Source organism: Roseomonas sp. KE2513 (genome assembly GCF_016107305.1).
GTDB lineage: Bacteria > Pseudomonadota > Alphaproteobacteria > Acetobacterales > Acetobacteraceae > Roseomonas.
This window is the reverse complement of sequence record NZ_RCVR01000015.1, coordinates 47,682-70,165: the sequence shown is the minus strand read 5'-3', so window position 1 is coordinate 70,165 and position 22,484 is coordinate 47,682. Positions and strand designations below refer to the sequence as shown.

Annotated in this window: 23 protein-coding genes; 8 read left to right on the top strand and 15 right to left on the bottom strand. The window is 68.9% G+C overall.

Going from position 1 to position 22,484, the window contains the following annotated elements:
• Nucleotides 1–25: 25 nt before the first annotated feature.
• Both D9599_RS16360 and D9599_RS16355 read left to right on the top strand, forming a co-directional pair.
• Nucleotides 26–469, top strand: coding sequence for a hypothetical protein (locus D9599_RS16360; RefSeq protein ID WP_198382346.1), 444 nt, complete (start codon nt 26–28; stop codon nt 467–469).
• Nucleotides 470–533: 64 nt separating this feature from the next.
• Nucleotides 534–1,811, top strand: a complete 1,278-nt coding sequence (locus D9599_RS16355) for a DUF2254 domain-containing protein (protein ID WP_198382345.1) — start codon at nt 534–536, stop codon at nt 1,809–1,811.
• 38 nt (nt 1,812–1,849) lie between these two features.
• On the opposite strand, the gene D9599_RS16350 is transcribed toward D9599_RS16355, so the two are convergent.
• The 6 genes from D9599_RS16350 to D9599_RS16325 all read right to left on the bottom strand — a co-directional run bounded on the left by D9599_RS16350 (nt 1,850) and on the right by D9599_RS16325 (nt 8,763).
• Entirely contained in the window at nt 1,850–3,106 is a 1,257-nt protein-coding gene (locus D9599_RS16350) for a sodium:proton antiporter (RefSeq protein ID WP_232480582.1), read from the bottom strand.
• 249 nt (nt 3,107–3,355) lie between these two features.
• Complete coding sequence (locus tag D9599_RS16345) at nt 3,356–4,108, bottom strand: ABC transporter ATP-binding protein (protein WP_198382344.1); 753 nt, start codon at nt 4,106–4,108, stop codon at nt 3,356–3,358.
• Complete coding sequence (locus D9599_RS16340; RefSeq protein WP_198382343.1) at nt 4,105–5,064, bottom strand: iron ABC transporter permease; 960 nt, start codon at nt 5,062–5,064, stop codon at nt 4,105–4,107. The genes D9599_RS16345 and D9599_RS16340 overlap by 4 nt, the downstream gene beginning before the upstream one ends.
• Nucleotides 5,064–5,960, bottom strand: a complete 897-nt coding sequence (locus tag D9599_RS16335; RefSeq protein WP_198382342.1) for an ABC transporter substrate-binding protein — start codon at nt 5,958–5,960, stop codon at nt 5,064–5,066. The genes D9599_RS16340 and D9599_RS16335 overlap by 1 nt, the downstream gene beginning before the upstream one ends.
• Nucleotides 5,960–8,107 (bottom strand): TonB-dependent receptor, encoded by a 2,148-nt coding sequence (locus tag D9599_RS16330; RefSeq protein ID WP_198382341.1) that lies wholly within the window; start codon nt 8,105–8,107, stop codon nt 5,960–5,962. The genes D9599_RS16335 and D9599_RS16330 overlap by 1 nt, the downstream gene beginning before the upstream one ends.
• A complete protein-coding gene (locus D9599_RS16325; RefSeq protein ID WP_198382340.1) occupies nt 8,107–8,763 on the bottom strand; it encodes a hypothetical protein in 657 nt (218 codons plus the stop codon). Before D9599_RS16325 ends, D9599_RS16330 begins: the two co-directional genes overlap by 1 nt.
• Nucleotides 8,764–9,482: 719 nt before the next feature.
• Here D9599_RS16325 and D9599_RS16320 point away from each other — a divergent pair.
• Genes D9599_RS16320 through D9599_RS16310 form a run of 3 tightly spaced genes read left to right on the top strand, consistent with a single transcriptional unit; the run spans nt 9,483 to nt 11,966 of the window.
• The gene (locus tag D9599_RS16320) at nt 9,483–10,550 is read left to right on the top strand and encodes a GTP-binding protein (RefSeq protein WP_198382339.1); all 1,068 of its coding nucleotides are present in this window, start codon (nt 9,483–9,485) and stop codon (nt 10,548–10,550) included.
• Between the two features lie 19 nt (nt 10,551–10,569).
• On the top strand, nt 10,570–11,541 hold the full coding sequence (locus D9599_RS16315; protein ID WP_198382338.1) for a GTP-binding protein: 972 nt from the start codon (nt 10,570–10,572) through the stop codon (nt 11,539–11,541).
• Nucleotides 11,523–11,966, top strand: coding sequence for a DUF6525 family protein (locus tag D9599_RS16310; RefSeq protein ID WP_232480581.1), 444 nt, complete (start codon nt 11,523–11,525; stop codon nt 11,964–11,966). Before D9599_RS16315 ends, D9599_RS16310 begins: the two co-directional genes overlap by 19 nt.
• Nucleotides 11,967–12,080: 114 nt before the next feature.
• Here the strand turns inward: D9599_RS16310 and D9599_RS16305 are convergent, their stop codons facing one another.
• The 3 genes from D9599_RS16305 to D9599_RS16295 all read right to left on the bottom strand — a co-directional run bounded on the left by D9599_RS16305 (nt 12,081) and on the right by D9599_RS16295 (nt 14,411).
• Nucleotides 12,081–12,968 (bottom strand): NAD(P)/FAD-dependent oxidoreductase, encoded by an 888-nt coding sequence (locus tag D9599_RS16305; RefSeq protein ID WP_198382337.1) that lies wholly within the window; start codon nt 12,966–12,968, stop codon nt 12,081–12,083.
• On the bottom strand, nt 12,958–13,419 hold the full coding sequence (locus D9599_RS16300; protein WP_198382336.1) for an Rrf2 family transcriptional regulator: 462 nt from the start codon (nt 13,417–13,419) through the stop codon (nt 12,958–12,960). The genes D9599_RS16305 and D9599_RS16300 overlap by 11 nt, the downstream gene beginning before the upstream one ends.
• Before the next feature lie 242 nt (nt 13,420–13,661).
• A complete protein-coding gene (locus tag D9599_RS16295; protein ID WP_198382335.1) occupies nt 13,662–14,411 on the bottom strand; it encodes an SDR family oxidoreductase in 750 nt (249 codons plus the stop codon).
• 104 nt (nt 14,412–14,515) lie between these two features.
• On the opposite strand from D9599_RS16295, the gene D9599_RS16290 reads away from it, so the two are divergent.
• Nucleotides 14,516–15,418: a LysR family transcriptional regulator gene (locus tag D9599_RS16290; protein WP_198382334.1), complete on the top strand. Its 903-nt coding sequence runs from the start codon at nt 14,516–14,518 to the stop codon at nt 15,416–15,418.
• 147 nt (nt 15,419–15,565) lie between these two features.
• Here D9599_RS16290 and D9599_RS16285 read toward each other — a convergent pair whose 3' ends face one another.
• From D9599_RS16285 to D9599_RS16260, 6 genes are all read right to left on the bottom strand, one after another.
• Nucleotides 15,566–16,168 (bottom strand): nitrile hydratase subunit alpha, encoded by a 603-nt coding sequence (locus D9599_RS16285; protein ID WP_198382333.1) that lies wholly within the window; start codon nt 16,166–16,168, stop codon nt 15,566–15,568.
• The gene (locus tag D9599_RS32465) at nt 16,169–16,537 is read right to left on the bottom strand and encodes an SH3-like domain-containing protein (protein ID WP_375373056.1); all 369 of its coding nucleotides are present in this window, start codon (nt 16,535–16,537) and stop codon (nt 16,169–16,171) included. It lies immediately after the preceding gene.
• On the bottom strand, nt 16,534–16,854 hold the full coding sequence (locus D9599_RS32460) for an SH3-like domain-containing protein (RefSeq protein WP_198382332.1): 321 nt from the start codon (nt 16,852–16,854) through the stop codon (nt 16,534–16,536). Before D9599_RS32460 ends, D9599_RS32465 begins: the two co-directional genes overlap by 4 nt.
• A gap of 104 nt (nt 16,855–16,958) precedes the next feature.
• Nucleotides 16,959–17,204 (bottom strand): hypothetical protein, encoded by a 246-nt coding sequence (locus D9599_RS32455; protein WP_375373055.1) that lies wholly within the window; start codon nt 17,202–17,204, stop codon nt 16,959–16,961.
• 716 nt (nt 17,205–17,920) lie between these two features.
• Complete coding sequence (locus tag D9599_RS16265; protein ID WP_198382330.1) at nt 17,921–19,084, bottom strand: aminotransferase; 1,164 nt, start codon at nt 19,082–19,084, stop codon at nt 17,921–17,923.
• 69 nt (nt 19,085–19,153) lie between these two features.
• Entirely contained in the window at nt 19,154–19,678 is a 525-nt protein-coding gene (locus D9599_RS16260) for a hypothetical protein (protein WP_198382329.1), read from the bottom strand.
• A 118-nt stretch (nt 19,679–19,796) separates the two neighbouring features.
• Between D9599_RS16260 and D9599_RS31395 the strand changes: the two genes are divergently transcribed.
• Together D9599_RS31395 and D9599_RS16255 are read left to right on the top strand one after the other, a co-directional pair.
• Nucleotides 19,797–20,912 carry a hypothetical protein gene (locus D9599_RS31395; protein WP_232480579.1) on the top strand — a complete coding sequence of 372 codons (1,116 nt, stop codon included), beginning with the start codon at nt 19,797–19,799 and terminating at the stop codon, nt 20,910–20,912.
• On the top strand, nt 20,912–22,276 hold the full coding sequence (locus tag D9599_RS16255) for a PAS domain-containing protein (protein ID WP_255531592.1): 1,365 nt from the start codon (nt 20,912–20,914) through the stop codon (nt 22,274–22,276). The genes D9599_RS31395 and D9599_RS16255 overlap by 1 nt, the downstream gene beginning before the upstream one ends.
• The last annotated feature ends 208 nt before the right edge of the window (nt 22,277–22,484 follow it).

Below are 22,484 nucleotides of genomic sequence, written 5' to 3'. Positions count from 1 at the left end.
GCTTGGCCGGGGAGAAGGATGGATCATGAGCCGACCCGGCGATGGGCGTATGGTCGCCTGGGGACTGGCCTTCGTCCTTCTGGCGGCGAACGTGGCAGGTTACGCCTTCGACCTCTACGCCGCCTTCTGGTGGTTCGACCGCGTTCTGCACGCGGCCACCATCCTCGCCCTGACCTTTTGGCTTACGGTCATGTTCCTTGGCGAAGTCATCCGTGAAGGACGGGCAGTTTTATTCATTCTCCTGGTGGCCTCTGTGGGCGTTGCTGTCGGAGCGCTGTGGGAGGTGGCGGAGTGGGTGTTCGACCACTACGCGTCCGGCGACGTCATCAAGGGAAAGGACGACACGGCGCTCGACATCGTCATGGACACTCTCGGCGCAATGGCGGCCTCGGTGCTCGCCCAGTGGTTCCGGCCGGACGCTGCGCGGTGCGCGGCGGCGCCGCTGGAGGCGTCCGCGCGTGTTCGCTAAGGCGATGGACGGCAGCTTTGCCCGCCAGGCTGAGGCCGAGGCGTGATCCCTGACCGGAGGCACCGTGAGCACCACCTTGCGCGAGCGGCTAGAGGCACTCGGCGACGCCTTCTGGCTGCGTCCGGCGATCCTTGTCTTCCTCGGCCTTATTCTCGGCGAGGGAGCCGTCTGGATTGAGCGATTGAATTGGGCGCAATCCATCCTGCCGGAAAGCTGGCTCTACGGGGGCGGCGAGGCTGGCGCCCGGTCCCTCTTAGGTGCCATCGCCACCTCCACCATCGGCGTCGCAGGCACCACCTTCTCCATCACGGTAGCCGCACTCTCCCTCGCCTCCGGCCAGATGGGACCGCGGCTGCTCCGGAACTTTGTCCGGGACGCGGGAAACCAGATTGCCTTGGGAGTGTTCCTGGGCACCTTCGTCTACGCCCTGGTGGTGCTGCGGACCGTGCGCTCCGTAGAAGAAGGGACCTTTGTGCCCCACCTCGGCGTCACCGGTGCCCTTGTCCTTGCCCTCCTCTGCGTCGGGACGCTCACCTGGTTCGTCCACCACATCGCCTCGGGCATTAACGTCGAGACCGTGATCGACACAGTTCACGCTGAACTGCGCGAGGCGGTTGCCCGGTTGACCCTCGACAAGCCTGATCCCGGGCCGATTGGTCCTGGCCCGGAGGGGCGAGGCATCACCGCAGAAAGAGGCGGGTACCTCCGCGCGTTGGACGAGGAACGACTCGCGGACTGGGCGACAGAGCATAATGCGACCCTGAACCTGCTCGTCCGCCCGGGCGATTACGTCTTCACTGGTGCTGCGGTGGCCACGGTGTCGCCACCGGCACTGGCCGAGAAGGCGATCGGGCGGGTGCGCGGCGCCATGAGCCTCGGCGACCGGCAGGCCGCAGCGCAGGATCTCGAGTTTGCCGTTCGGCAACTCGCCGAGGTTGCGGTCCGCGCCCTCTCGCCTGGCATCAACGACCCGTTCACGGCCATGGCGGTGCTCGATCGCTTTGGCGACGTGCTCTGCGGCATGACTAATCGTCACCTGCCGGGCTCAGCCATGCTCCGTGAAGGGCGCGCCGTTCTGTTCCGCCGTGCGGTGGACTACGATGGGCTGCTCGACGCCATGTTCCACATGATCCGGCAGAACGGTGCTGGTTCGGCCGCCGTCCTTCTCCGCCTCATGGAGATCCTCGGCGCCGTGCTTGCCGTGGAGCAGGCGCCGGGGCGCCGTGCCGGGCTGCGCCGTCACGCCGACCTCGGTCTCGCCGCAGGGCGGCAGAGCCTGGGAGAGCGGGCTGCGGTGGAAGACCTCGAGGCGCGCTTCGATGTCCTGGCGCGGAGTTCCTGAAAATCCAGGGCTCCAAGAGAGGCGACCATCCTCCCCACCTAGGAACTCGTAGCCTTATCCTTGAGCAGGGTATGCCGCGCGACCAAACCAAGGGTCGAGCCTTGCACGATGATGGAGAAGAGCACCACGGCGTAGGTCGCGGTGAGAATCGTTGCCTTCTCCGGGACGTCGGGCAGCGAGAGCGCGAGGGCAACGGAGATGCCCCCGTGGACCCCAGCCCAGGTTAGGAACGGAATGTTGCGCGCGGATAGTTGCCAAGACCAGGGAAACAGGAGCAGCGGGGCGGAGACGGCGACGAGGCGAGCACCGAGAACGATCGGCACCGCGGCGGCCGCGACGGCCAACGCAGTGTGTTCGAAGCGAAGCACGAGCACCTCAAGACCAATTAGCAGGAAGAGCACCGAGTTCAGGACCTCGTCGATGAGCGTCCACAAGGCGGAGACGTAGGACTGCGTGCGATCGCTCATGGCGTAGCGCACGCCTCTGTCGCCGATGATCATGCCAGCCGCGACAACCGAGAGAGGACCGCTCATGCCGAACCTTTCCGCCAAAGCATAGGTGCCCGTCACGAGCGCTAACGTGATCAGCACCTCCACCGGGAAGTCGTCGATCGCGCGCATGGCGCGGTAGGCCAGGAAGCCGGTGCAGGCGCCCAGGGCCAGGCCACCGCCGGCCTCCCACACCAGGTGGTGAGCGACCGAGCCGATACCGGCTTCGCTGCCCGATCCCGCGGCATATCCGAGCAGCAGGGTAAACAGCACCAGCCCGACGCCGTCGTTGAACAAGGCTTCGCCCTGCACCTCGATCTCGAGTTCTGGGGGCACCTTGACGTTCTTGAGCGTCGCCAGCACGGCGACTGGGTCGGTCGGGCTGATCAGGGCGCCGAAGACCAGCGCCCAGGCCAGCGACAGCGGTTGCCCCATCGCCTGCATGACGGCCCAGAAGGCCAACCCGACGACAGCGGTCGAGATGGCGGTTCCGGCGAGTGCGAGGGTGACCACCGGCCACGCGCGGTTCCGCAGAGCGCCGATGTCGAGCCCGAGGGCACCCGCGAACAGCAGAAAGGCCAGCATGCCGTCCATCACAATCCCGGTGAAGTCGACCTGCCGCAGGGCTCGGGTGAGATCCTCGTAGATGTGCTGGTCCGGCACTGCGAGGTCGAGCAGGACAAGCAGCAGGGAGGCGGCCAGACCCATCACCAGCAGTCCGATCGAGTGCGGCAGCCGTACGATGCGCCGGTTGAGCCAGCCAAAGAGAGCCGAAAGCGTGAGCAGGAGTGCGGCGATGTCGAACATGGAGGCCACTGCTTGGGTGCTCACTTGATCATGGATCTGCAAAGCGCCCTCGTTAACGCCTGCCAGGGGGGAGTTGGCGCGGTACTTCGTGGTTAGCTCGGAAAAGAATAATTCCGCTTCCGGGCGTCGTTGATGACGCGACCACCGTGCAGAAAAGGCGCAAAGCCGACCAGTCCGGGGCAGGTGAGTGCTGCCGAGGAGCCTCGGGGCCATGCGCATCGTATGTATGCTCGCGAGGAGCGGACTGGCCTAAATCCTGGGTGCCAGGACGAGCGATCCGTCGGCGGCATCGACCCTTTCGATGGCCAGCCCGAACGCCGTGTCCAAGGTCGCTCCCCTGAGGATAGACTGCGCAGCGCCGCTTTCGAGAAGGCGGCCCTGCTGCATGATGCCGATCCGGTCGCACCACCGGCCTGCAAGATTCAGGTCATGCACCACGACCGCGACCGCCGCGCCGCGCGACGCGTGATCACGCAGCCGCCGCATGAGGGCCGCTGCCTGACCGATGTCCAGTGCCGCTGCTGGCTCATCGGCGATGATCACCTGGGGCTCCGGTGCCAGGACGGCAGCAGCCAAGGCACGTCCGCGCTCCCCCCCGGACAGTGTCGACCAGCGGCGGCCGACGAGATGCCCCAGGTCGAAAGCCACGGCCAGATGGTCGAGCGCCGACGTCGAATGCGGATTGAGGGATCGCTCCAGGCCAAGCCTGAGGATCTCTTGCACCTGATAATCCCAGTGCGGCGTGAACTGCTGCGGGAGGTAACCGATCCTTGCCGCGCGTTCACGGACCGGCAGTGAAGGCAGAGGCGTCCCGTCGAGGGTCAGACACCCGGAACTCGGTGCGACATGGCCTGCAAGCAGGCGCACGAGACTCGATTTTCCCGCGCCGTTGGGCCCGAGCAGCCCGAACACCTCGCCTGGCCGAAGCGAGATGCTGACATCGTGGACGAGCTTCCTTGCCCGCACGCCCCACGTCACGGAATGGGCCTCGAGCACGCTCATGTGCGCCAGGCCTCCCGCGCCAGGACGAGAAGAAAGAACGGCCCGCCGACCAGGGCGGTCACCAAGCCCAGGGGGATCTCGGCGGGCGGCAGGACGGCCCGCGCGAAGCCATCGGCGAACATCGTGATCCCAGCCCCGATCAGGGCGGCACGCGGCAGCAGAGCAGCGTGCAGTGGACCGCTCCGCCACCGGGCGAGGTGCGGCGCGACCAGCCCGACGAACCCGACCAACCCGCCCCAGGTGACGGAGACCGCAACGACGAACGCTCCCGCGAGGACGGCCCATCTGACGAAGCTGCGGACCTCCAGTCCAAAGGAGGTCGCGACGGCCTCTCCGAGGCCGAGCAGGTCGAGGCCGCGGGCCAGACGGCGGCAAAGGAGGAAGCTGACTATGGTCAGTCCGCCAAGGACGGCGAGCTCGCGCCAGGATGGGGTCTGCACCCCGCCCAGAGTCCATGCGAGCACAGCCTGGAGGCTGACCGTCTCGTCCGAGAGCGCCAGCATCAGGAAGGATCGCGCCGCCCCGAGTACCGCCGCCACTGCCACGCCAGCCAGTAGCAGGGCGGCGACCGAGGTTGTGCGGGCGAGCAGGAGGACCAGCCAGGTCGCACCCCAGGCGCCGGAGAAGGCGAGGACGGGAAGGGTGACCGTCACCGGCATGGAGAGCGGGACCAGCAGGCCGATCGTCGCCCCAACGGCCGCGCCCCCTGCAGAGCCCAGGAGGTAGGGTTCGGCCAGCGGGTTCCGGAACACGCCCTGGAACACCGCGCCGCCGAGCGCGAGCAGTGCGCCGACGCATCCCGCGGCCAGGACCCGCGGCAGCCGCCACTCCAGCAGGATGCGCGCGAAGGGCTGCCCCGGATCGGCGAGCAATGCGCCCAGGGAGGCCGGGGAGAGCGCTTCCTGGCCCAGGAGCACTCCACCCAGGAGACCGACAGTGAGCAGGAGGAGTGGCATCAGGTGAAGGCGTCGGGATGGAGGAGCCGGGCAACCTGCTCGACCCCGTCCACGACGCGTGGGCCCGGGATGAGGAGGAATGCGCGGGAGACAGTCGAGACGCGGCCTGTACGTACAGCACCGAGGGAGCCAAAGGCGGTGCGGGACGGCAGGGCGGCAGCCTGGGCTTGGCTGCCAGCGACGAGGATCCGGTCCGGATCCGCTCGCAGGATCGCCTCTCCGGAGACGAGGGAGGGGCCCGCAGCGTCCAGCCCGGAGAAGACGTTCTGCGCTCCGCCCAGGCGGAGGATATCGTCGGTGTAGGTCCCGGCGCGAACCGTGCCGAACACGCCCCGCCCGGTGGAGGAGGTCTCCAGGAAGACGCGCGGCCGTGGGCGTCCGGCGATGCGGGCGGCAACTGCGGCGATCCGGTCTTCCATATTCGCCACCAGCGCCTCGGCACGAACCTCCGCGCCCGCCGCGCGTCCGAGAAGGCGAATGTTGGTGGCGACCTGGCTCAGATCCGTCTGGGTCAGCACGAGAGAGGGAATGCCCGCTCTCTCCAGTGGTTCCGTCAGGCTCTGGGCGGCCTGGCGGGCGGGGGTCATGACGACGAGGTCGGCCGGAAGGCGCGCGATCGCCTCGGCCGAGAAGCCCAGCCGGCCGCCGATGAGCGGCTTGGAGGCGATCTCCGGTGGGAACCGCGTATAGGCCTCGATGGCCGCAATCCGGTCCGCAAGGCCAAGTGCGGCCAGCATCTCGGCGTTGGAGGCGAAGATCGCCACGATGCGCCGAGGCGGCGCCAGAATTTCGACCCGGCGGCCGAGACCGTCGGTGACCACCCGGGGCCAGCCCGCGGCGCGCGCGGGTCGGCCCAGCAGGAGTGCCGGAGCGGCGAGAAGGACACGGCGCCGCATCAGAAGGTGAACCGCAGCCCGGCCACGAACTCCCGCCCCGGCGCGCTGTTGCCGCGGCCGCCGTTGGAGAAGCGGGGGTCCGACAGATAGGGCTGCTGCTCGGTCGCGATGAAGAGCGCGTGGTAGTTCCTGTCGAGGATGTTGTTGATGGCCCCGAAGGCCCGGAGGCCCGGCACCGTCCCGGGCAGGACCTGCACGCTGCCGCGGAGGTTCACCAAGCCGTAGGCGCCCTTGCGGTGGATGTACTCGCGCGACGGCTCGGCCGTGGGCACCAGCAGGTTCTCCTCCGTGTTGTAGAACAGCTCGCCGCGCAGGATGCCCTGAACCGTGACGTCCCACTGATCGCCCTGGCCGAAGGTCGTCGCCAGCCCGGCTTGCCAGCGGTACATGCGCTCCACCTCGTGGCGGTTGGCCGTGGCGGGTGCGCCCCGGTCCTGCATGTCGAAATTCCAGGCAGCGTTCGCCGTGCCGCGCCAGCGCCACTCCGTCCAGCCGAGCCAGCTGGCGAAGTTAAGCTCCGCCTGCCCCTCCAGGCCGCGGACCAGGATGTCGCCGGGGTTGTTGATGTAGTCGCTGGTATTCGCGACCCCGGGGCGCAGGCGCGTCGTGATGCGGCCGGAGAGAGTGTTCTGGAACAGGGCGACGTCCAGGCGCAGGCCCGGCCGGAACAGCGCCGCACCCACTTCGTACTGCTGGCTCGTCTCCGGCTTCAGGTTCGGGTTGCCGAAGGTGCGGCCGCCGCCGACCGCGGTGAAGTCCGCGGCAAGATCCGTGGCCGTCGGCGCACGGAAGCCGGTGGAGACATTGGCCCGCAGCGCGACGGAGGGCACGGGAAGGAAGGTCGCGCCCGCGCTCCAGGTGGTCGCGTCGTAGTCAGCGTCGCGGGAGCGCTGGAGCGGCAGGTTCGGCGTGGAATCGAAAGAAGTGACGCCCCAGGTCCGGCGCACGCCGCCGCGAAGGGTCAGGCGGTCGTCCAGCAGGCGCTGGGACAGTTCCGTGTAGAGGCCCGCGTTGTGGTCCGTCTGGTTGTTGTCATAGGGCGGGACCTGGGCGGAGGAGGCGCCGGGTGCCGGGATGCGGAAGCGGTCCGAACGCAGGGTGGAGTATTCCAGGTCCAGCCCGAGGAGCCACTCGGCGCCGGTCCAGGGCCGCACCACCGGCTGCAGGCGCGTGCCGATGATGTCGAGGGTGCGGTCGTTCCTGTCCAGGAGCGTACCCGGTGCCGGAAGCCCCGCGCTGCTGCGGGTGATAGGGGAGTTCCAGCGAAAGCTGTCCTGGTCCCGCACCGCATAAGCCTGCAGGTGCCAGGACAGGGTGCCATCGGACGAGGCGCCATCCAGGGTCAGATCGGCGGAGTGGTTGCGCCGGTTGTCCCGGTTGAAGGGACTCCAGCTACTGCCACGGAAGCCCGCGTCATAGATGCCGTCTGTGCGCGCGGAGAAGCCAAGATAGCCCAGTGCGCCGACCTCGCCGCCGAAGGCACCGGCGATGCCTCCGTGCTTGTAGGCCGTGTTGTCCAGCCTGGCCCCACCGCCCACGCGGTAGTCGTCCCGGCGGCTACCGGACAGGCCAGCATAGACATCCACCCCGCCCAGCGTGGTGCCGTAGCGGGCGCGTCCCTCGGCGAGGCCCCAGGATCCGCCGGAGCCCTCCAGAAGGCCCCCGGGCGAGTTGCGCGCGTCCCGCAGGATGAGGTTGATCACGCCTCCCATGGCCTGGCTGCCATAGACCACGCTGGCCGGGCCGCGGACGATCTCGATGCGTGCCACCTCGGAGGGCGACAGTTTCGAGAGATTGGCCGTGCCTGCTCGCCGCCCGTTCACCAGAACGAGCACCTGGGAACGGTAGTCCCGCCCCTGGCCGTCCGTCGCGCCGCCGCGGATGTTCAGGCTGGTCTGCCCCGGTGACCACTCGGAGAGGAATCCGATGCCCTGTTCGGCCAGAAGGTCGGTCAGGCTGGTGGCGGTGGAGCGACGGATCGTCGCCTCGTCCACCACCTGCACCGTCCCGGCGATGTGGCTGCGCTCCTCGGGACGGCTGGTCGCCGTCACCACGACCTCGTCCACGGCCACGGAGGCCCCCTCCTGGGCAGAGGCCATGACGGGGAGAAGCAGGGCCAGTGCGAGGGCGGGTTCCTGTGCCCGCATCACGCCAGATCCCAGACGAGCAGGGCAGACTTCTTGGGTGCGACGAGCTCCGTGCCGCCGTCCGCTAGCGGCTTCAGGGCATGGGCGAGATGCTCGGCAAGGGCGCCGCGGCGCGGACCCGAGGCATCCAGGCCAAGTTGAGCGGCGCAGTGGGACAGCGCGTCTTCCGGCCCGGCGAAGCTGGCACGGAAATGCCAGTCGAAGCTGGCCATCCGGCTCGGCGCGTTCTCCGGCCCGAGCGCTGCCAGGATCTGCGCCACCGCCGGGGTCTCGTCCTCCCCGTGCAGCACGGCCGGAAGGGCGCCCGAGAGGCACCAGCGGCGCGGCCCTCGCTGTGCGGGCACGATCCAGGCGACATGGCTCCGGGCAGCCTGCCGCATGAGGTCCAGCAGCGGACCGGGTGCCTCGAGCGGGCCGCTCGTATTGGCAGCGAAGGCCACCTCGACCCGGGGTAGGGCCAGGGATGGAATGTCCTGCCAGAGCGCGTTGATGGGTCGCAACGCTGGATGGCTTGTCCGTGAGAGACGACCCAGCCGCGCACGCAGGTACCGGCTGGGCTCGACCGCGATCCAGTCGGCGGAGCCAGTAAGCCAGCCGAGGACGGGATGGCCGGCCCCGGCCCCGATGTCGAGCAGGCTCCCGGGGCTGCCCAGCATGGCCTGGAGCCCCGTACCCGCAGCTTCGCGGTAGTCGGACCGGTCCAAGGCACGCGCGTAGAACTGGGCGGCCGCGTCGTGCCAGACGCCTGCGGGCCGCGACCCGGCTGTCCTATCAAAAACGGGGGCTTGTGAGGGCGAAGTCGTGGGCGCCGGATTTAGCATCGTGAACCAATGTTATGTTATAACGTAACTATCGGTATCCGACTTCAGATGCGACGGCAACCTCTCGTCCGGCTAGCGAGGCTGGCTCGGTGCTTCCTGCCGTGCGGTGCAGTGCCCGCGGATACCTTTGACCTCCACGCTATGCTCCGTAGCTCGGAACTCGGCGCGGGCGACCATGAGCACGACCGCACGCCCGGCGAAGAAGGAAGGCAGGGGCGTGGCCGGGCGCGGCCCCGCAGGTCATGCAGGGGACAACGGCCGGGCGCGAGGCGAGCCGGTGGACCAAGCCATGAGCGACGAGGAAGTCGAGGGTTCGGTACACGATGGGAGGGCCGATCTGCCCGTCCTCTCCGCCCAGTTGGTGGATCAGGTCATAGGCACCCAAGGGCCGTGGCGCATCGAGCAGAGCGCCCAGGACCCGGCGCCTAAGAGGTGTGAGGCGTGCTCCTGCCGCGTGGCAATGCGCCTCTGCGAGGGCAAGAGTCCGTTCAGTGCCGGTTTGACTACCCCGGAATGCCCATTGCGCCGCAAAGGATACGTTATAACATACGCTCATGATTACCAAGACCGGCATCGCCACGGCGAGGAAGCAACCCGTACCCGTTACGGTGCTGACCGGCTTTCTCGGCGCCGGGAAGACTACCCTGCTCAACCGGCTGCTCCGCCACCCGGAACTGGCGGACACGGCGGTTCTCATCAACGAGTTCGGGGAAGTCGGCCTGGACCACCTCCTCGTCGAACGGCTCGACGAGGACACGGTCCTCCTGAACGCAGGCTGCCTTTGCTGCACCGTCCGTGGAGACCTCCTGCAGGCGCTTTCCGGCCTTTCTCGCCGCGTTGCGGACGGGCAGCCGGTACGGCGCGTGATCATCGAAACCACGGGGCTGGCCGACCCGGCGCCGATCCTCCACACGCTGATGACCGACCCGCACCTGCTGCGGGACTTCGTCCTCGACGGGGTGGTGACGCTTGTCGATGCGGCGAATGGGGCAGCCACCCTGGACGCCCAGATCGAGGCGGTGAAGCAGGCCGCCGTTGCCGACCGCCTGATCCTCACCAAGACCGACATCGCTGAGCCCGGGGCAGCGGGTGACCTCGAAGCCAGGCTCCGACGCCTGAACCCGAGCGCGCCCGTGGTGCGAGCCCTCGCGGGCGAAGTCGAGCCCGCGGCCGTGATCGGGCCGGGCCCCTACGACCCCGCGGCCCGGGGAGAGGCCGTGCTGGCCTGGCTTGGCGAGGAGGCCCGGGCAGCGGGCCACGGCCACCACCATCATGGGCATGACCCGAACCGCCACGACGCCCGGATCTCCTCCTTCTGCCTCTTCTTTGACCGGCCTATCCGGCTGGTCGGGCTCGCGCTCTGGCTCGAGATGATGCTCTCGACGCGAGGGGCGGACCTCCTCCGGGTAAAGGGCCTGCTCAACGTCGAGGGCGAGAGGCTGCCCGTCGTCCTGCACCTCGTGGGGCACGTCCTGCACCCGACCGTCAGGCTCTCTGCCTGGCCTGACGAGGACCGGCGATCGCGCCTCGTCTTCATCCTCCGCGACATGCCGCGGGAGGGCGTGGAGTCCAGCCTCCGCGCCTTCCTCTCCGCCGCCTCCGTCCCCCTCCCGGTTTGCTGAACTGCGTAAGGAACCCCTCATGTCCTCCCAGCCTCCCATCCCCGTGACCGTGCTGACCGGCTATCTCGGCGCAGGGAAAACCACCCTGCTCAACCGCATCCTGACCGAGGAGCACGGGAAGAAGTACGCCGTCGTCATCAACGAGTTCGGCGAGCTCGGCGTGGACAACGACCTCGTCGTCGATGCGGACGAGGAGGTGTTCGAGATGAACAACGGCTGCATCTGCTGCACTGTCCGCGGCGACCTCATCCGCATCATCGGCGGCCTGGTGAAGCGCAAGTCGCTCGACGGCATCATCATCGAGACGACCGGCCTCGCCGACCCCGCCCCCGTTGCGCAAACCTTCTTCGTGGACGAGGAGGTCAAGTCCCGCACCCGGCTGGACGCCATTGTCACGGTGGCCGATGCCAAGCACCTGCCACAGCGCCTGGAGGACAGCCACGAGGCGATGGAGCAGATCGCCTTCGCGGACGTCATCCTGCTGAACAAGACCGACCTTGTGCCGCCCGAGGAGCTGGATGCGCTGGAGCGCCGCATCCGCGGCATCAACCCCCATGCCCGCCTCCACCGCACCCAGAAGTCCGAACTCCCGACCGAGGAGGTAATGGGCCGCGGCGCCTTCGACCTCTCCCGCGTGCTGGAGATGGAGCCGGACTTCCTGTCCGGGGAGGACGACCACCAGCACGACGACGAGGTCGCCTCCGTCTCCTTCGAGGCCGAGCGGGCCATCGACCGGGAGCGCTTCGACGCGTGGATCGGCGAGCTGCTCCAGAGCAAGGGACAGGACCTGCTCCGGACCAAGGGCATCCTGCACTTCGCCGGTGATGATCGCCGCTTTGCGTTCCAGGCCGTCCACATGCTCGCGGACGGCGACTTCATCGGCCTGGCACGGCCGGAGGATGCCCGGCGAAGCAGGATCGTCTTCATCGGACGCGACCTGAACCGGGTTCAGCTGCGGCGAGGCTTCGAGGCATGCCAGGTGGCCGCCTGATGGACTTGGCCACGGTCCGGCGGCATGCGGCGCCGGGGGCAAGCAATGACGTCAGCCCCCGAGAGGCCATGTGGCGTCGCTGGGACGGCGACGAATGGGCGGCCCTGGAGTCCTTGCCCGCAACCATCCGGCGCCGGTTGCAGGAGCACGCCTATGATGCCTGGACGGTCAACGCCCTGAAGCTCTGGAGAATGTTCCGCCGCCAGACCGCGAGCAGCGAGCGCGCGGAACGACGGCTCCTGCGCTACCTCGATGAATGCGAGGTGATGGAGCGGGCGGCCGCGGACGCTGACCATCGTAAGGTCTACGGCGTGCCCCTGCCTCACGTCGCGGCGGCGGCCAGCGTTCTTCGGGCGCACGGCATCGCAGCTGCAACCAGTCCTGCCGCGGCAAACGACGGCGGAGCAGCCGTGGCGACACGGTGACTCCGGAGTCGTCCCTGGACGATGAGGGGCATCTATCCCCCGGGGCTGGATGCCCTCGTCGTCTGCGCAGTCTCCTAGCAGGACCAGCAGGCCTGAACGGCACCTCTCCCTGCCTCATCTGAAGATGAGGGACTGGTGGATGCCGGTCCCAGCAATGGCACCATCCCCCACGGCCAGGGACACTGATCCGGCGGCGCGCGCCGCGTCGCCACAGGCGAAGACGCCGGGAACGCTCGTCTCCTTCCGGATGTCGGTCCAGATGAAGGGACCCATGGGTCCCTCCTCGAGGGTACAGCCCAACTGGCTAGCGAGCGGGCTCGCAAAGCTCGTCCGGGGTACGAGGAAGAGACCTGCAAGGGCGATGCTGCGGCCGTCCTCCAGTTGCACTGTGACCCTCTCGCCAGCAATACCGGTGACGGCAGCCTCCTCAATGGTTACCCCGCGCCGCGCGAGGGCTGCCCGCTGCTCCGCATCAGGGCGGGCGATACCGTTGGTGAAGAGCGTCGTCCTGCCCCATTCAGGAATCAGCATGGCCTGATGGAACCAGAAGCCGCTCGTCGCCAGCACACCAAGGTGACCCTGATTCAGCTCGTAGCCGTCGCAGTACGGGCACTGGTAGACACCGCGCCCCCAGCGCTCCTGAAGGCCGGGTACGTCCGGTAGGTTATCAACCACCCCGGTAGCCAGGAGCAGACGCCGCGCGGTGCGCTCCTCGCCGGTCTCCAGCGTCACACGGAACTGCCCTTCCTCGGCCGTTGCGGCGACCGCCTTGCCCTCGACCCAGGTCACCGTGGGATAGGACAGGAGCTGGGCACGGGCCTGGGCGGCGATGGCCCCCGGTGGCTGCCCATCCTGCCCGAGGAAGCCGTGGGACGCCTCGGCGAAGCGATTGCGCCGCTGGCCCGCATCGACCACCGCGACGTCCTTTCGTGCCCGGGCGAGTTGGAGCGCGGCCGCCATGCCGCTGTAGCTGCCGCCGACGATGATGACGTCATGCAGCATGGTGCGATGCCTTTCCCTGGCGCTTTCGCGTTGCAAGGCGGCGGCGGAAGTCCGCCGAGAGTGCGGCCAGCGTGACGTCACCCAGCCGCCTCACGAGAAGCGCCTCGGCCTCTCGCATCGCATCGTCCAGGGCATCGTTCACAGCCTGCTCGACAAGACACACCGGGTTCTCGGTCTTGTTGCCGATGGCGAAGACCTGCGGCGCTCCGAGTGCGTCGTAGATGTCGCGCAGGGTTACCGTCTCGAGATCGCTAGCCAAATGCCAGCCGCCCCCATGCCCCTTCTCGGATCGCACGAGACCCATCTCCCGCAGGCCTGCCATAGTTCGGCGGACCACGGCGGGGTTGGTGTTCATGCACAAGGCCAGCGCCTCGGAGGTCATGGGACCGTCCTGCTCTGCCATGTGGAGAAGTGCGTGAAGCACAGCTGAAAGACGACTATCGCGCATCATGCAACTGCATCTGCTACGTGAAGTGCGGCGCGTCAAGGCGCCTGGGTCAGCGCCAACAGCTATGACGTTGTGCCTGCTTCTAGGCAGCAAGGGGCTTCGAGTGAGTGGTGTGGCCGCTCAGTTGCCGCGGCAGGAACCGGCCGAGAACGGCATGGCAGCTTTCAAGCCCAAAGTGGAGGAAAGCTGCCGTTGGGTGCTGGTCCGCGCGCGTCGTGCCTAGCCGGGCTCACGCTGCTTGTGCGTCAGCTCGGATTGATCATCTCGAAGACTGCTGCAAAGTGGCCGGTGGCCTCGGCGGTCCGCTGCGCCATCACGCGCTCGACCAGGATTTCGGCGGCGTTCGGATCGGCCACAAGCAGGGCCATGCTCTCCTGGATGAAGCCTTCCAGCGGGAGTGCGCGCGGGTTGTCGCGCTGGCCGGGCGTGAGGTCCGTGGCTACCAGGGGCGGGGCCAGCTCAATCACTTGCACAGCGGTGTTCCGGAGCTGGTGGCGCAGGGACATGCTGTAGGAGTGGATCGCGGCCTTGGTCGCCGAGTAGGTCGGCGTGTCCGCACGTGGCACAAAGGCCAGGCCGGAGGAGACGTTCACCACCGCGGCCTTCGGCTGCGCCACGAGGTGAGGCAGCAGAGCGGACGTCAGGCGGATCGGGCCCAGAAGGTTGGTGCTGATCGTGGCCTCGGCGGTGGCGAGGGCGTCCGGACCGGTGAGCACTTCCTCCACGCGCATGATGCCGGCATTGTTGATGAGGACGTTCAGGGCGGGGTGTTCGGCCACGACGTGCGCGGCGAAATCGCGGATTCCGGCTGCGTCGTCGATGTCGAGGGTGGCGAGGTGCATGCCGGGATGTGCGGTCGCGACGGCCTCCAACGGCGTGCGGCGGCGCCCGGTGATGATGACGGTGTTGCCCGCGGCGTGGAGGGCCTCGGCAAGGCCGCGGCCGATGCCCGTGCCGCCGCCGGTAATGAGGATGGTGTTGCCGGTGATGTCCACGACTGACTCCGGTTTGACGAGGTGGAAGTGGCCGCGTTTTGTCCTGGGCCAGACCGTTCGATAAGCTGGATCTTTCTTCCCGACGCGTGAAGGGCAGCTCAACAATGAAGTCGCGAAACTTGGCCGAGCTGGAGGCCTTCGCGGCCATTGCCCGGGCGCGGAGCTTCCGGAAGGCGGCAGAGCAACGCGGCGTCTCCGTCTCGGCGCTCAGCCTCACCATGCGGAACCTCGAGGAGCGCATGGGCGTGCGGCTGCTTCACCGCACGACCCGCAGCGTCTCCCCGACTGAGGCGGGGCAGCGGCTGCTCGAGCGTCTTCAGCCCGCGCTGGACGACATCGCCACGGCAGTGGACATGGTCAACGACTTCCGCGACCGTCCCACCGGGACAGTCCGCATCAACGCGCCGATCCCCGCGCTGGAGTTCCGCCTGGCGCCTCTCGCGCAGCCGTTCCTTGCGGCCAATCCGGACGTGTCGCTGGAGCTGATCAGCGACGCCGCACGGGTGGACATCGTGGAGCACGGGTTCGATGCCGGCGTGCGCTTCGGTGAGGACCTGGCACGCGACATGGTCGCCGTCCCGCTGGGCGGGCCGCTGCGCTACCTTGTGCTCGGGGCGCCGGACTACCTGCTTCGGTGCGGGACGCCCGGACAGCCAGAGGACCTGTTGCGCCACGCCTGCATTCGGCACCGCTTCCCCGGCGGCAGCATCTTCCCCTGGGAGTTCGCAAGGGATGGTCGGGCGGTGACCATCACGCCGGAGGGGCCGCTGACGGTGAACGATCCGCACGTGGCGATGCGCGCCGGGCTGGATGGCGTGGGCTTGGTCCGGCTGCCAGAGGAGTATGCGCGGCCTGCCATCGCGTCCGGCGGGCTCGTGCCGGTGCTGGAGGAATGGTGCCCGATCCTGCCGAGCTGGTTCCTGTACTATCCCAGCCGGCGCCAGATGTCCTCGGCCTTCAGGACCTTTCTGGGCTTTGTTGCGCGATCCAGGCCAACCGCCCGCTGAAGGACAGCGTCCGCTCCGGCAGAGCTGATGAGCCCGGTCATTCGGCTGAAACAGGCGTAAAGACTGCCATACCGAACCAAGCTGAGTCAGAGTGCGGCTTCCCACCGGAGGCTGCTGAGATGTCCGCTTCTCGGCGCGGTGCCGCGGTCAGGCAGCCATGGTGGGGGAGGGAACTTGCGGCAGCGCGACGCCGACGAGCGCGTCACGGGTGACGATGGACGTGAGACGATCCTCGGCCCATCCCTCGGTTCCCGGGGGACGAAGCGGCAACACCATCCAGCGGTAATCGGCTGTGCTGTCTACCACGCGGATCTCCATCCCCTCGGGCAGTGCCGTGCCCCACTCGGCCAGCACCCCGCGCGGGTCGCGCACGGCGCGCGCACGATAGGCGAAGCTCTTGTACCAGTGCGGCGGGTAGCCAAGCACCGCGCGCGGGTAACAGCTGCAGAGGGTGCAGACGACCAGGTGGTGCCGCTGCGGCGTGTCCTCCAGCACGCCGAGGGGCGGCGCACCGGCCATGGAGACGCCCATGGCCTCAGCGGCGGCGGAGCCGTCGGAAAGCAGCAGGCGGCGCCATTCAGGGTCGAGCCAGGCCCGGGCCACCATGCGGGCGCCGATCTCGGAGCTCGCGCGATCGGTCTGCGCCTGGCGGGCGGTCAGCTCCTCCTCGGTCAGGATACCCTTCGTCTTCAAGGCGCCGATCAGCGCCTCCAGCCGCGCAGGTGAGTCGGGGCGGGCGGGCGCGCTCATTCAGACGGCCTCCTTCGTGGCCTCGGCGGGTTCAAGCCAGTGCTCGAAGATTTCGACGAGCACTTCGTCGCCAGGGTGACCCTCGTTCCAGATCGGATTTTGCTCGAACAAGACGTGGTAGAGTTCATGCCTCGGTGCTGGGCGACCGAAAGCCAGAACTTCCGGGTTCGCGAAGCAGCCAAGAAGGCGTTGCACCGTGCCAGTACGCCCTCGCAGGTAATGCGGGGTGCGGATGTGGCAGGGACCGCGGCGCTCAGGCCAATCGTCCCGAACCTGAACCCGGGTGCCGGGAGGGAAGCGCGGCACAACAGGGGCAGGCTGGCTGGGCGGATCGGAGGCGGCGGCGCTGGTGCCCTCGGCTGGCATCATCGCAGTTCCTCCTCGCTGACGACGCCTTTCTCCAGCATCAGCGCGGTCATGGAGCGCAGCCAGCGCTCGTAATAGGTGAGTGCTAGGTACTCGTCTTCCGGAATGGCCTCGATGCCGCGCCGCAACTCGTCCACCGTCATCAGCCCCTTCTGGGCGAGGAGCTGGCGCAGGGCATCCACGCGCTTGCCGAAGTCATCCGGTGGTGCCTCGTCGCGCTCCACGGCCGTGCAGCGGAAGCGCGAGGCGCCACCCATATCGTGCGTGGCGGGGATCGGGGCCTTGGGCAGGGACCCGGCGTTGATGTCGGCGTCGCTCATGGTGGAAGGCTAGGACGGAGGGCCGGGTGCGTCCACTTGCCCGTTTCTGACAGATTGCTCGGAATTCAGGCGACTCTTGGTGCGGCCGATACGGCGGGAAGGGGTCACTCTTGGAGAGGGCTGACCGTGGTGTGGAGAGGGCTGACCGTGGTGCGCTGTGCCTCGAGATGGGTGGTATCGATCATCAGGCGCTCCGGCTCGCCCGCTTGGCGCGCGAGCCCGGCCAAGATGCGGTTGAAGACGTCCAAGCCGCTCCATCGCACGAAGCGATTGTGCAGGGGGCCGTACTTGGCAGGCGCCTCGCGCCAGCGCAGCCCATTGTGGATCACGTGGGTGATGCCCCTGACCACCCGGTGATCGTCGCCCGGTGCAGCCCGTGCGAGAGTGGGAAGGAGGGCACGATCCGCCCGATCTGCGCCCTCGTCAGCCAAAACAGGTCAGCCATGGCAGCACCTCCGGGCACCATGGAGTCGGCCAATCCACTCAGCCGCTACCCTGAAGCAATCGGTCCAGACCCTAAGCCTCAGCGCGGGGGCTCTGCGGAGTCCCGGCTGGGTGCCGGAGCGCGCTGGAACCAGCCTGTTGGACAAGGGCGCGGCGAAGTCGGCGCGACCGATCCAGTACGGCCCGGTCCAGCCGGCGGACGGGCATGGCCACGAGGAAGGTCGCGAGCAGACCGGTTACCAGTCCGGCAAGCTCAGCCCCGCCGGCCGGAAGCGATCGCCCCAGGCCCGCAGTAACAGTCGCTCCAGGCGCGAACAGCATGGGCCAGCGGGCGAGATAGGTCGGGAAGGATATCCGCCGAGCCACTGGGCCGGCCTGCTCTCCAGCAGTGGCGCCAATCCCTCGGGTCGAACCAGGATCTCGAAAAGCAGCGTGGCGCCGAAGCTGTGCAGCAGCGTGACTTGCAGGCAGGCGAGGCCGCGCGCGCCCTCGAGATGGCGCTGGCGCCCAGCGGGTTCCCCATCGCCCTGATCCTGCGTGCGCCGTTCCGTCCCGCCCTGCCGCGTGATCGTCTTGCCGCGGTTCGGCAAGGAAACGGTGAAGGCGACGTGGAAGGAGCGCGCTAGGGTGTCGCCGCGCGCAGGCGCTCCACCATCTCCCCGATCGCGGCAGCATCGACATTGGCAAAGGCGATGCGCAGATGGCCTTCCTCCCCGGCAAAGGCCGGTCCGGGGAGGCACATCAGCCCGTGCTCCTCGGCAAGTTGCCGCGCGACCTGCCAAGCCGACGCCTCCCCGAAGGGATGGCGCACATAGGCGAAATAGGCGCCCAGCGCCTCCAGCCGCCATCCGGGCAGCCGGGCGAAGGCCGCGCGGAGGGCTGCCGCCCGATCGTTCATCTCCGCCCGGTTCGCCTCGCGCCAGGCCGTCAGCGCCGGCAGGCCCCAGGCCACGGCGGCCTGCCCGGCTCTGGAGGCGCAGATCTGCACGCAGTCCATCACCTTGCTCAGCTCGGCATGGAAGGCGGCGGGGGCGGTCACGGCGCCGAGCCGGTGCCCCGGCACCGCGAAGGATTTCGAGAAGCTGTAGAGCTGCACGAGGTTCTCGGGCCAGCCGCCCGCCGGCAGGTCGTGCAGCCGGTCCTGCCCCGCCGGGAGGAAGTCGCGATAGGTCTCGTCGAGCACGAGCCAGAGGCCGCGCCGCTGGCAGAGCTCGTGGAAGCGGCGGATGACCTCGGCCGGGTAGACCGCGCCGGTGGGGTTGTTCGGTGTCACGAGCACGATGGCGCGCACGCGATCGTCGATCAGCGCCTCGGCGTCCTCCGGATCGGGCACGAAGCCAGATTGCGCCCGGCAGGGAAGGGGCCTCGCCTCGATGCCCAGCATGTCGAGGGTCATGCTGTGGTTGAAGTACCACGGCGTGGGCAGCAGTACCGCGTCACCCCGCTGCGCGATCGCCATCATCACAACGAAATAGGCCTGGTTGCAGCCCGCCGTGATGGCGACCTCCTGCGCCGAGATGCCGCCGCCATAGATGCCGCGGAGATGTTCGGCATAGGCCTCCCGCAGCGCGGCGTCGCCGCTGATCGGTCCGTAGCCCGCGGCCGCCGGGCTGCCGGCCGCCTCGGACAGCTGCGCGAGCATCTCGGGCGGCGGCGGATAGGCCGGAACCGCCTGGCAGAGGTTGAGCAGCGGCCCGCGCGAACCGTCGTAGCGGGCGCCGCAGGCCTGGATCTCCGGGATCGGCGGGGTGCCGGTGTCGAGCAGGTGCGGATTCAGCGGCAGCATCGGGGATCCCGGACGGAGAAGGAGAGGGGAGAACGCAGCGGGCGCGGATTGGTGCCTTCCGGCGGATGCCTAGCCGGCAGCTTCCCGGATCCGCGGCAGGTGGAGCTCCCCCTTGGCGCCCCATCCGCGGGCATCCGCGGGCACCTCCGGGCGGAAATGCTCGTAGAGGCGGAAGCCGACCCGGTTCAGCTCCTTCGGGTCGAACGAGGCGGCCAGCGCCTCCATGGTCGCGCGCGCCTCGTCCAGCCGCTTGCCGAAGGCCTTGGCGACATAGGCCCTTGCCGGCGCGGCAGGCGTCGGCCCCTCGCCCGAAGCGGCAAGGAGCTGGCCGTGCTCGTCCCTCGTCACCGGCACCTGCCGGCCCAGCAGAGGCACGGACTCGTGCTGCACCAGCCCCCCGGCCTGATCCTCGTGCTTGGACGCCTCGGTGATGCCGAGGCGGCGTGCCTTCGCCTGCGCCGCGGTTCCCGCGACATGGCTGGCCAGGCTCATGGCGGTATCGGCCGGGTGGCCCAGGCGCTCCGCCACCACCGCGGCCCAGAGCGTCAGCACAGGCGCGCGGTTCACGCGAATCGGGACATCGGGTGCCGCCATGGCCGGTTCCTCCAGCGGAATGCCCCCTCGTAACGGCGCGGCCACCCGGAGATCGCGTCCGCGGGCGTTACAAGGCCCGCCCCGCATCGTAAACATTCGGTCAGTGTGGGGGAGCGCCGTGAACGAGACCTACGCCCTTCGGGACGGGCCCGGCCCGGGTGCCGCGGCGACGGGCCGGGGCGCGCGTTCGCGGTCGCGCGCGGTCCTGCTCCTCATCCTCTGCGGCGTCGTCCTCGCGCCGCCTCTCCTGGCCGGCCTTTCCGCGTGGCGCGCCTGGGATGCGACGGCGCGCGGGGCGGAAGCCGAGGTCGCGCGCACGGCCGACGCGGCGGCTGAATATGCCCGCCGCCTGTTGGAGGGGCAGTTCCTCCGGCTCCAGCGGGCGAACGACATCCTTGCCGGCCTCTCGGACGCCGAGATCCGGTCGCAGGAAGCCGAGTGGCACGCCGCGCTCCAGCGCCTGGCCACCGAGAACGTCGCGCCGGAACGGGAGACCTTCTACGTCCTCGTTTACGACCGGGACGCCTACGCACTCGTGGCGAGCAACATGCTGCCAGTGAGGACGGACGCCCCGATGCTCTCGCGCGAGTTCAACCGCGCGCTGCGCCCGGCCGACGCGCCCTCCTTCCACATCAGCCCTGTCTACACCGGTCGCTACACGGGGCGGCCGTTCTTCGCCCTCAGCGCACGCCGGGTGCGGACGGGGAACGGCCTGGCGCCCGGCACCTATGACGGCGTGATCAATGCCTCCCTCTATCTCGACCAGGTGAACCGCTCGCTCCAGGCGCTGGCCGCCTCGCCCGATAACGTGGTCTCGCTCGTGCGGACCGACGGGGCGCTGCTCGCCCGCTCCTCCGAGCTCGGCAACCTGCCCAACGAGGAGCCGCGCATCGCGGAGGGCAGCGCGATGCTCGAAACCATGCGGCTCGGCGAGGAGCGCTCTGTCTCCCGCGAGGTGTCGAGCGTCGACGGCGTGCAGCGGGTCGTCGCCTATCGGCGCGTGGGCGGCAGCTGGCCGGTCTACGTCTCCGCCGCCGGGCGCGCTCGGTGCTCTTCGCGGACTGGCGGCAGCAGGTCCTGCCGCAGGCGCTTCTCGCGCTCGCCTCCTCCGCGCTTCTCTTCGTGCTCGCGCGCGCGGTGCTCGGCCGCCAGCGGGAGCTCGAGGGATCGAACGAGGCGCTGGAGAGCCGCGTGGCCGAGCGCACGCGGGCGCTGGCGGAGAACTCCCGCCTGATGCAACTCGCGCAGCAGGCCGCCAATGCAGCGTCATGGTCCTGGGAGCCGGCCACGGGCCAGGTGCGCTGGTCGGCGGAGATGTACGTGCTGCTCGGGCTCGATCCCTTGCAGGACGCGGGCACCGAGAGCGCTGCCGCCTTCTTTGCCGCCGTGCACCCGGAAGACAGGGAGTTGCTGCGGGAAGGGGTGGCCAGGGCGCTGCGCGAGGGGGCGATGACCCTCGAGCTGCGCGTCTTCCGCCGCATTCCCGATGGCCGAGAGGAGCGCTGGTTCCTCTGCCGCGCCCGGCTCTTCCCCGCCGCCGACGACGCCCCGGCCGCCCTTGTCGGCATCCACGTCGATATCACCGACCGCCGCCGGATCGGAGAGCGCTTCGAGGCGGCGGCCGGGGCCATCGACGGGTTCGTCTATGAGCGCGATCTCGTCACCGGCCGCGTGGTACGCACCGCTGGTGTCACGGCCCTGCTCGGGGAGGAGATCCCGGAGGCTGCGGCCGCCTGGATCGGCCGCATCCATCCGGAAGACCGCGAACGCTTCGAACGTGAGGTAGAGGCGGGCCTCGCCGATCCGGTGCGGGACCGCTATTCCGCCGAGTACCGTATCCGGCGCGCCGATGGGGGCTGGGCCTGGGTCTGGGACCGCGGCCGCTTCTTCCGCGATTCGGTCAGCGACCGTGCCGTCCGCGCCCTCGGTGTCATGCTCGACATGACCGCGCGCCGGCTGGCCGAGGAGCGGCAGGCCCTGCTGATGCGGGAGGTGGACCACCGCGGCAAGAACGCCCTCGCCGTGGTAAAGGCCGCGCTCCGCCTCACCCCGGGCAACGATCCCGTCTATCGTGCGGCCATCGAGGGAAGGGTGGATGCCCTGGCCCGCGCGCAATCGCTGCTCGCGGAGACGAACTGGGCCGGCACCAGACTCCGGGCAGTTCTCGAATCGACGCTCGCGCCCTTCCTGGGCCAGGGAGCGGCGCCGCACGCGGTGCTGGAGGGGCCGGAGGTCGTCATTCCCGGATCGGTGGTGCAGGCGCTGACCATGGCTCTCCATGAACTGGCGACGAACGCCACGAAATACGGCGCCCTCTCCTCGGCATCCGGCGTTCTGCGCGTGTCTTGGCAGCAGGACGGCAATACCCTGCGCCTACGCTGGGAAGAGGCCGGCGGCCCCGCCGTCAGCGCCCCCGCCCGGAAGGGCTTCGGATCGCGCGTGGTGGACAACACCCTCGGCAACCAGCTCGGTGGCTTCGTGCAGTGGGAATGGGCCGCCGAAGGCCTGATCGTCGAGATGGGCATCCCTTTTCCATGCGGCCCCGATGTTGTGGAAAAACTCTTCCGGCAGGCCGCACCGGGTGTGGTTCAGGTGTAGCAGGGAGGTTGGCCGGTGCTGGTGACTCCGGAGAGGGCGCTGCCCTCTCCGGACCTCACCCGCCAGGAGCCTGAGGCTCCTGGACCTGCGTCTGACTGTTGCGGACTCGATAATTGAGGGGCGGCGCCCTTCCTGACTGTGCAGTCGCCTCGGGTCCACGATCCGAGGCGCACCGACCGCAGAAGTCCTTCAAACTCGAAGAAAAAGG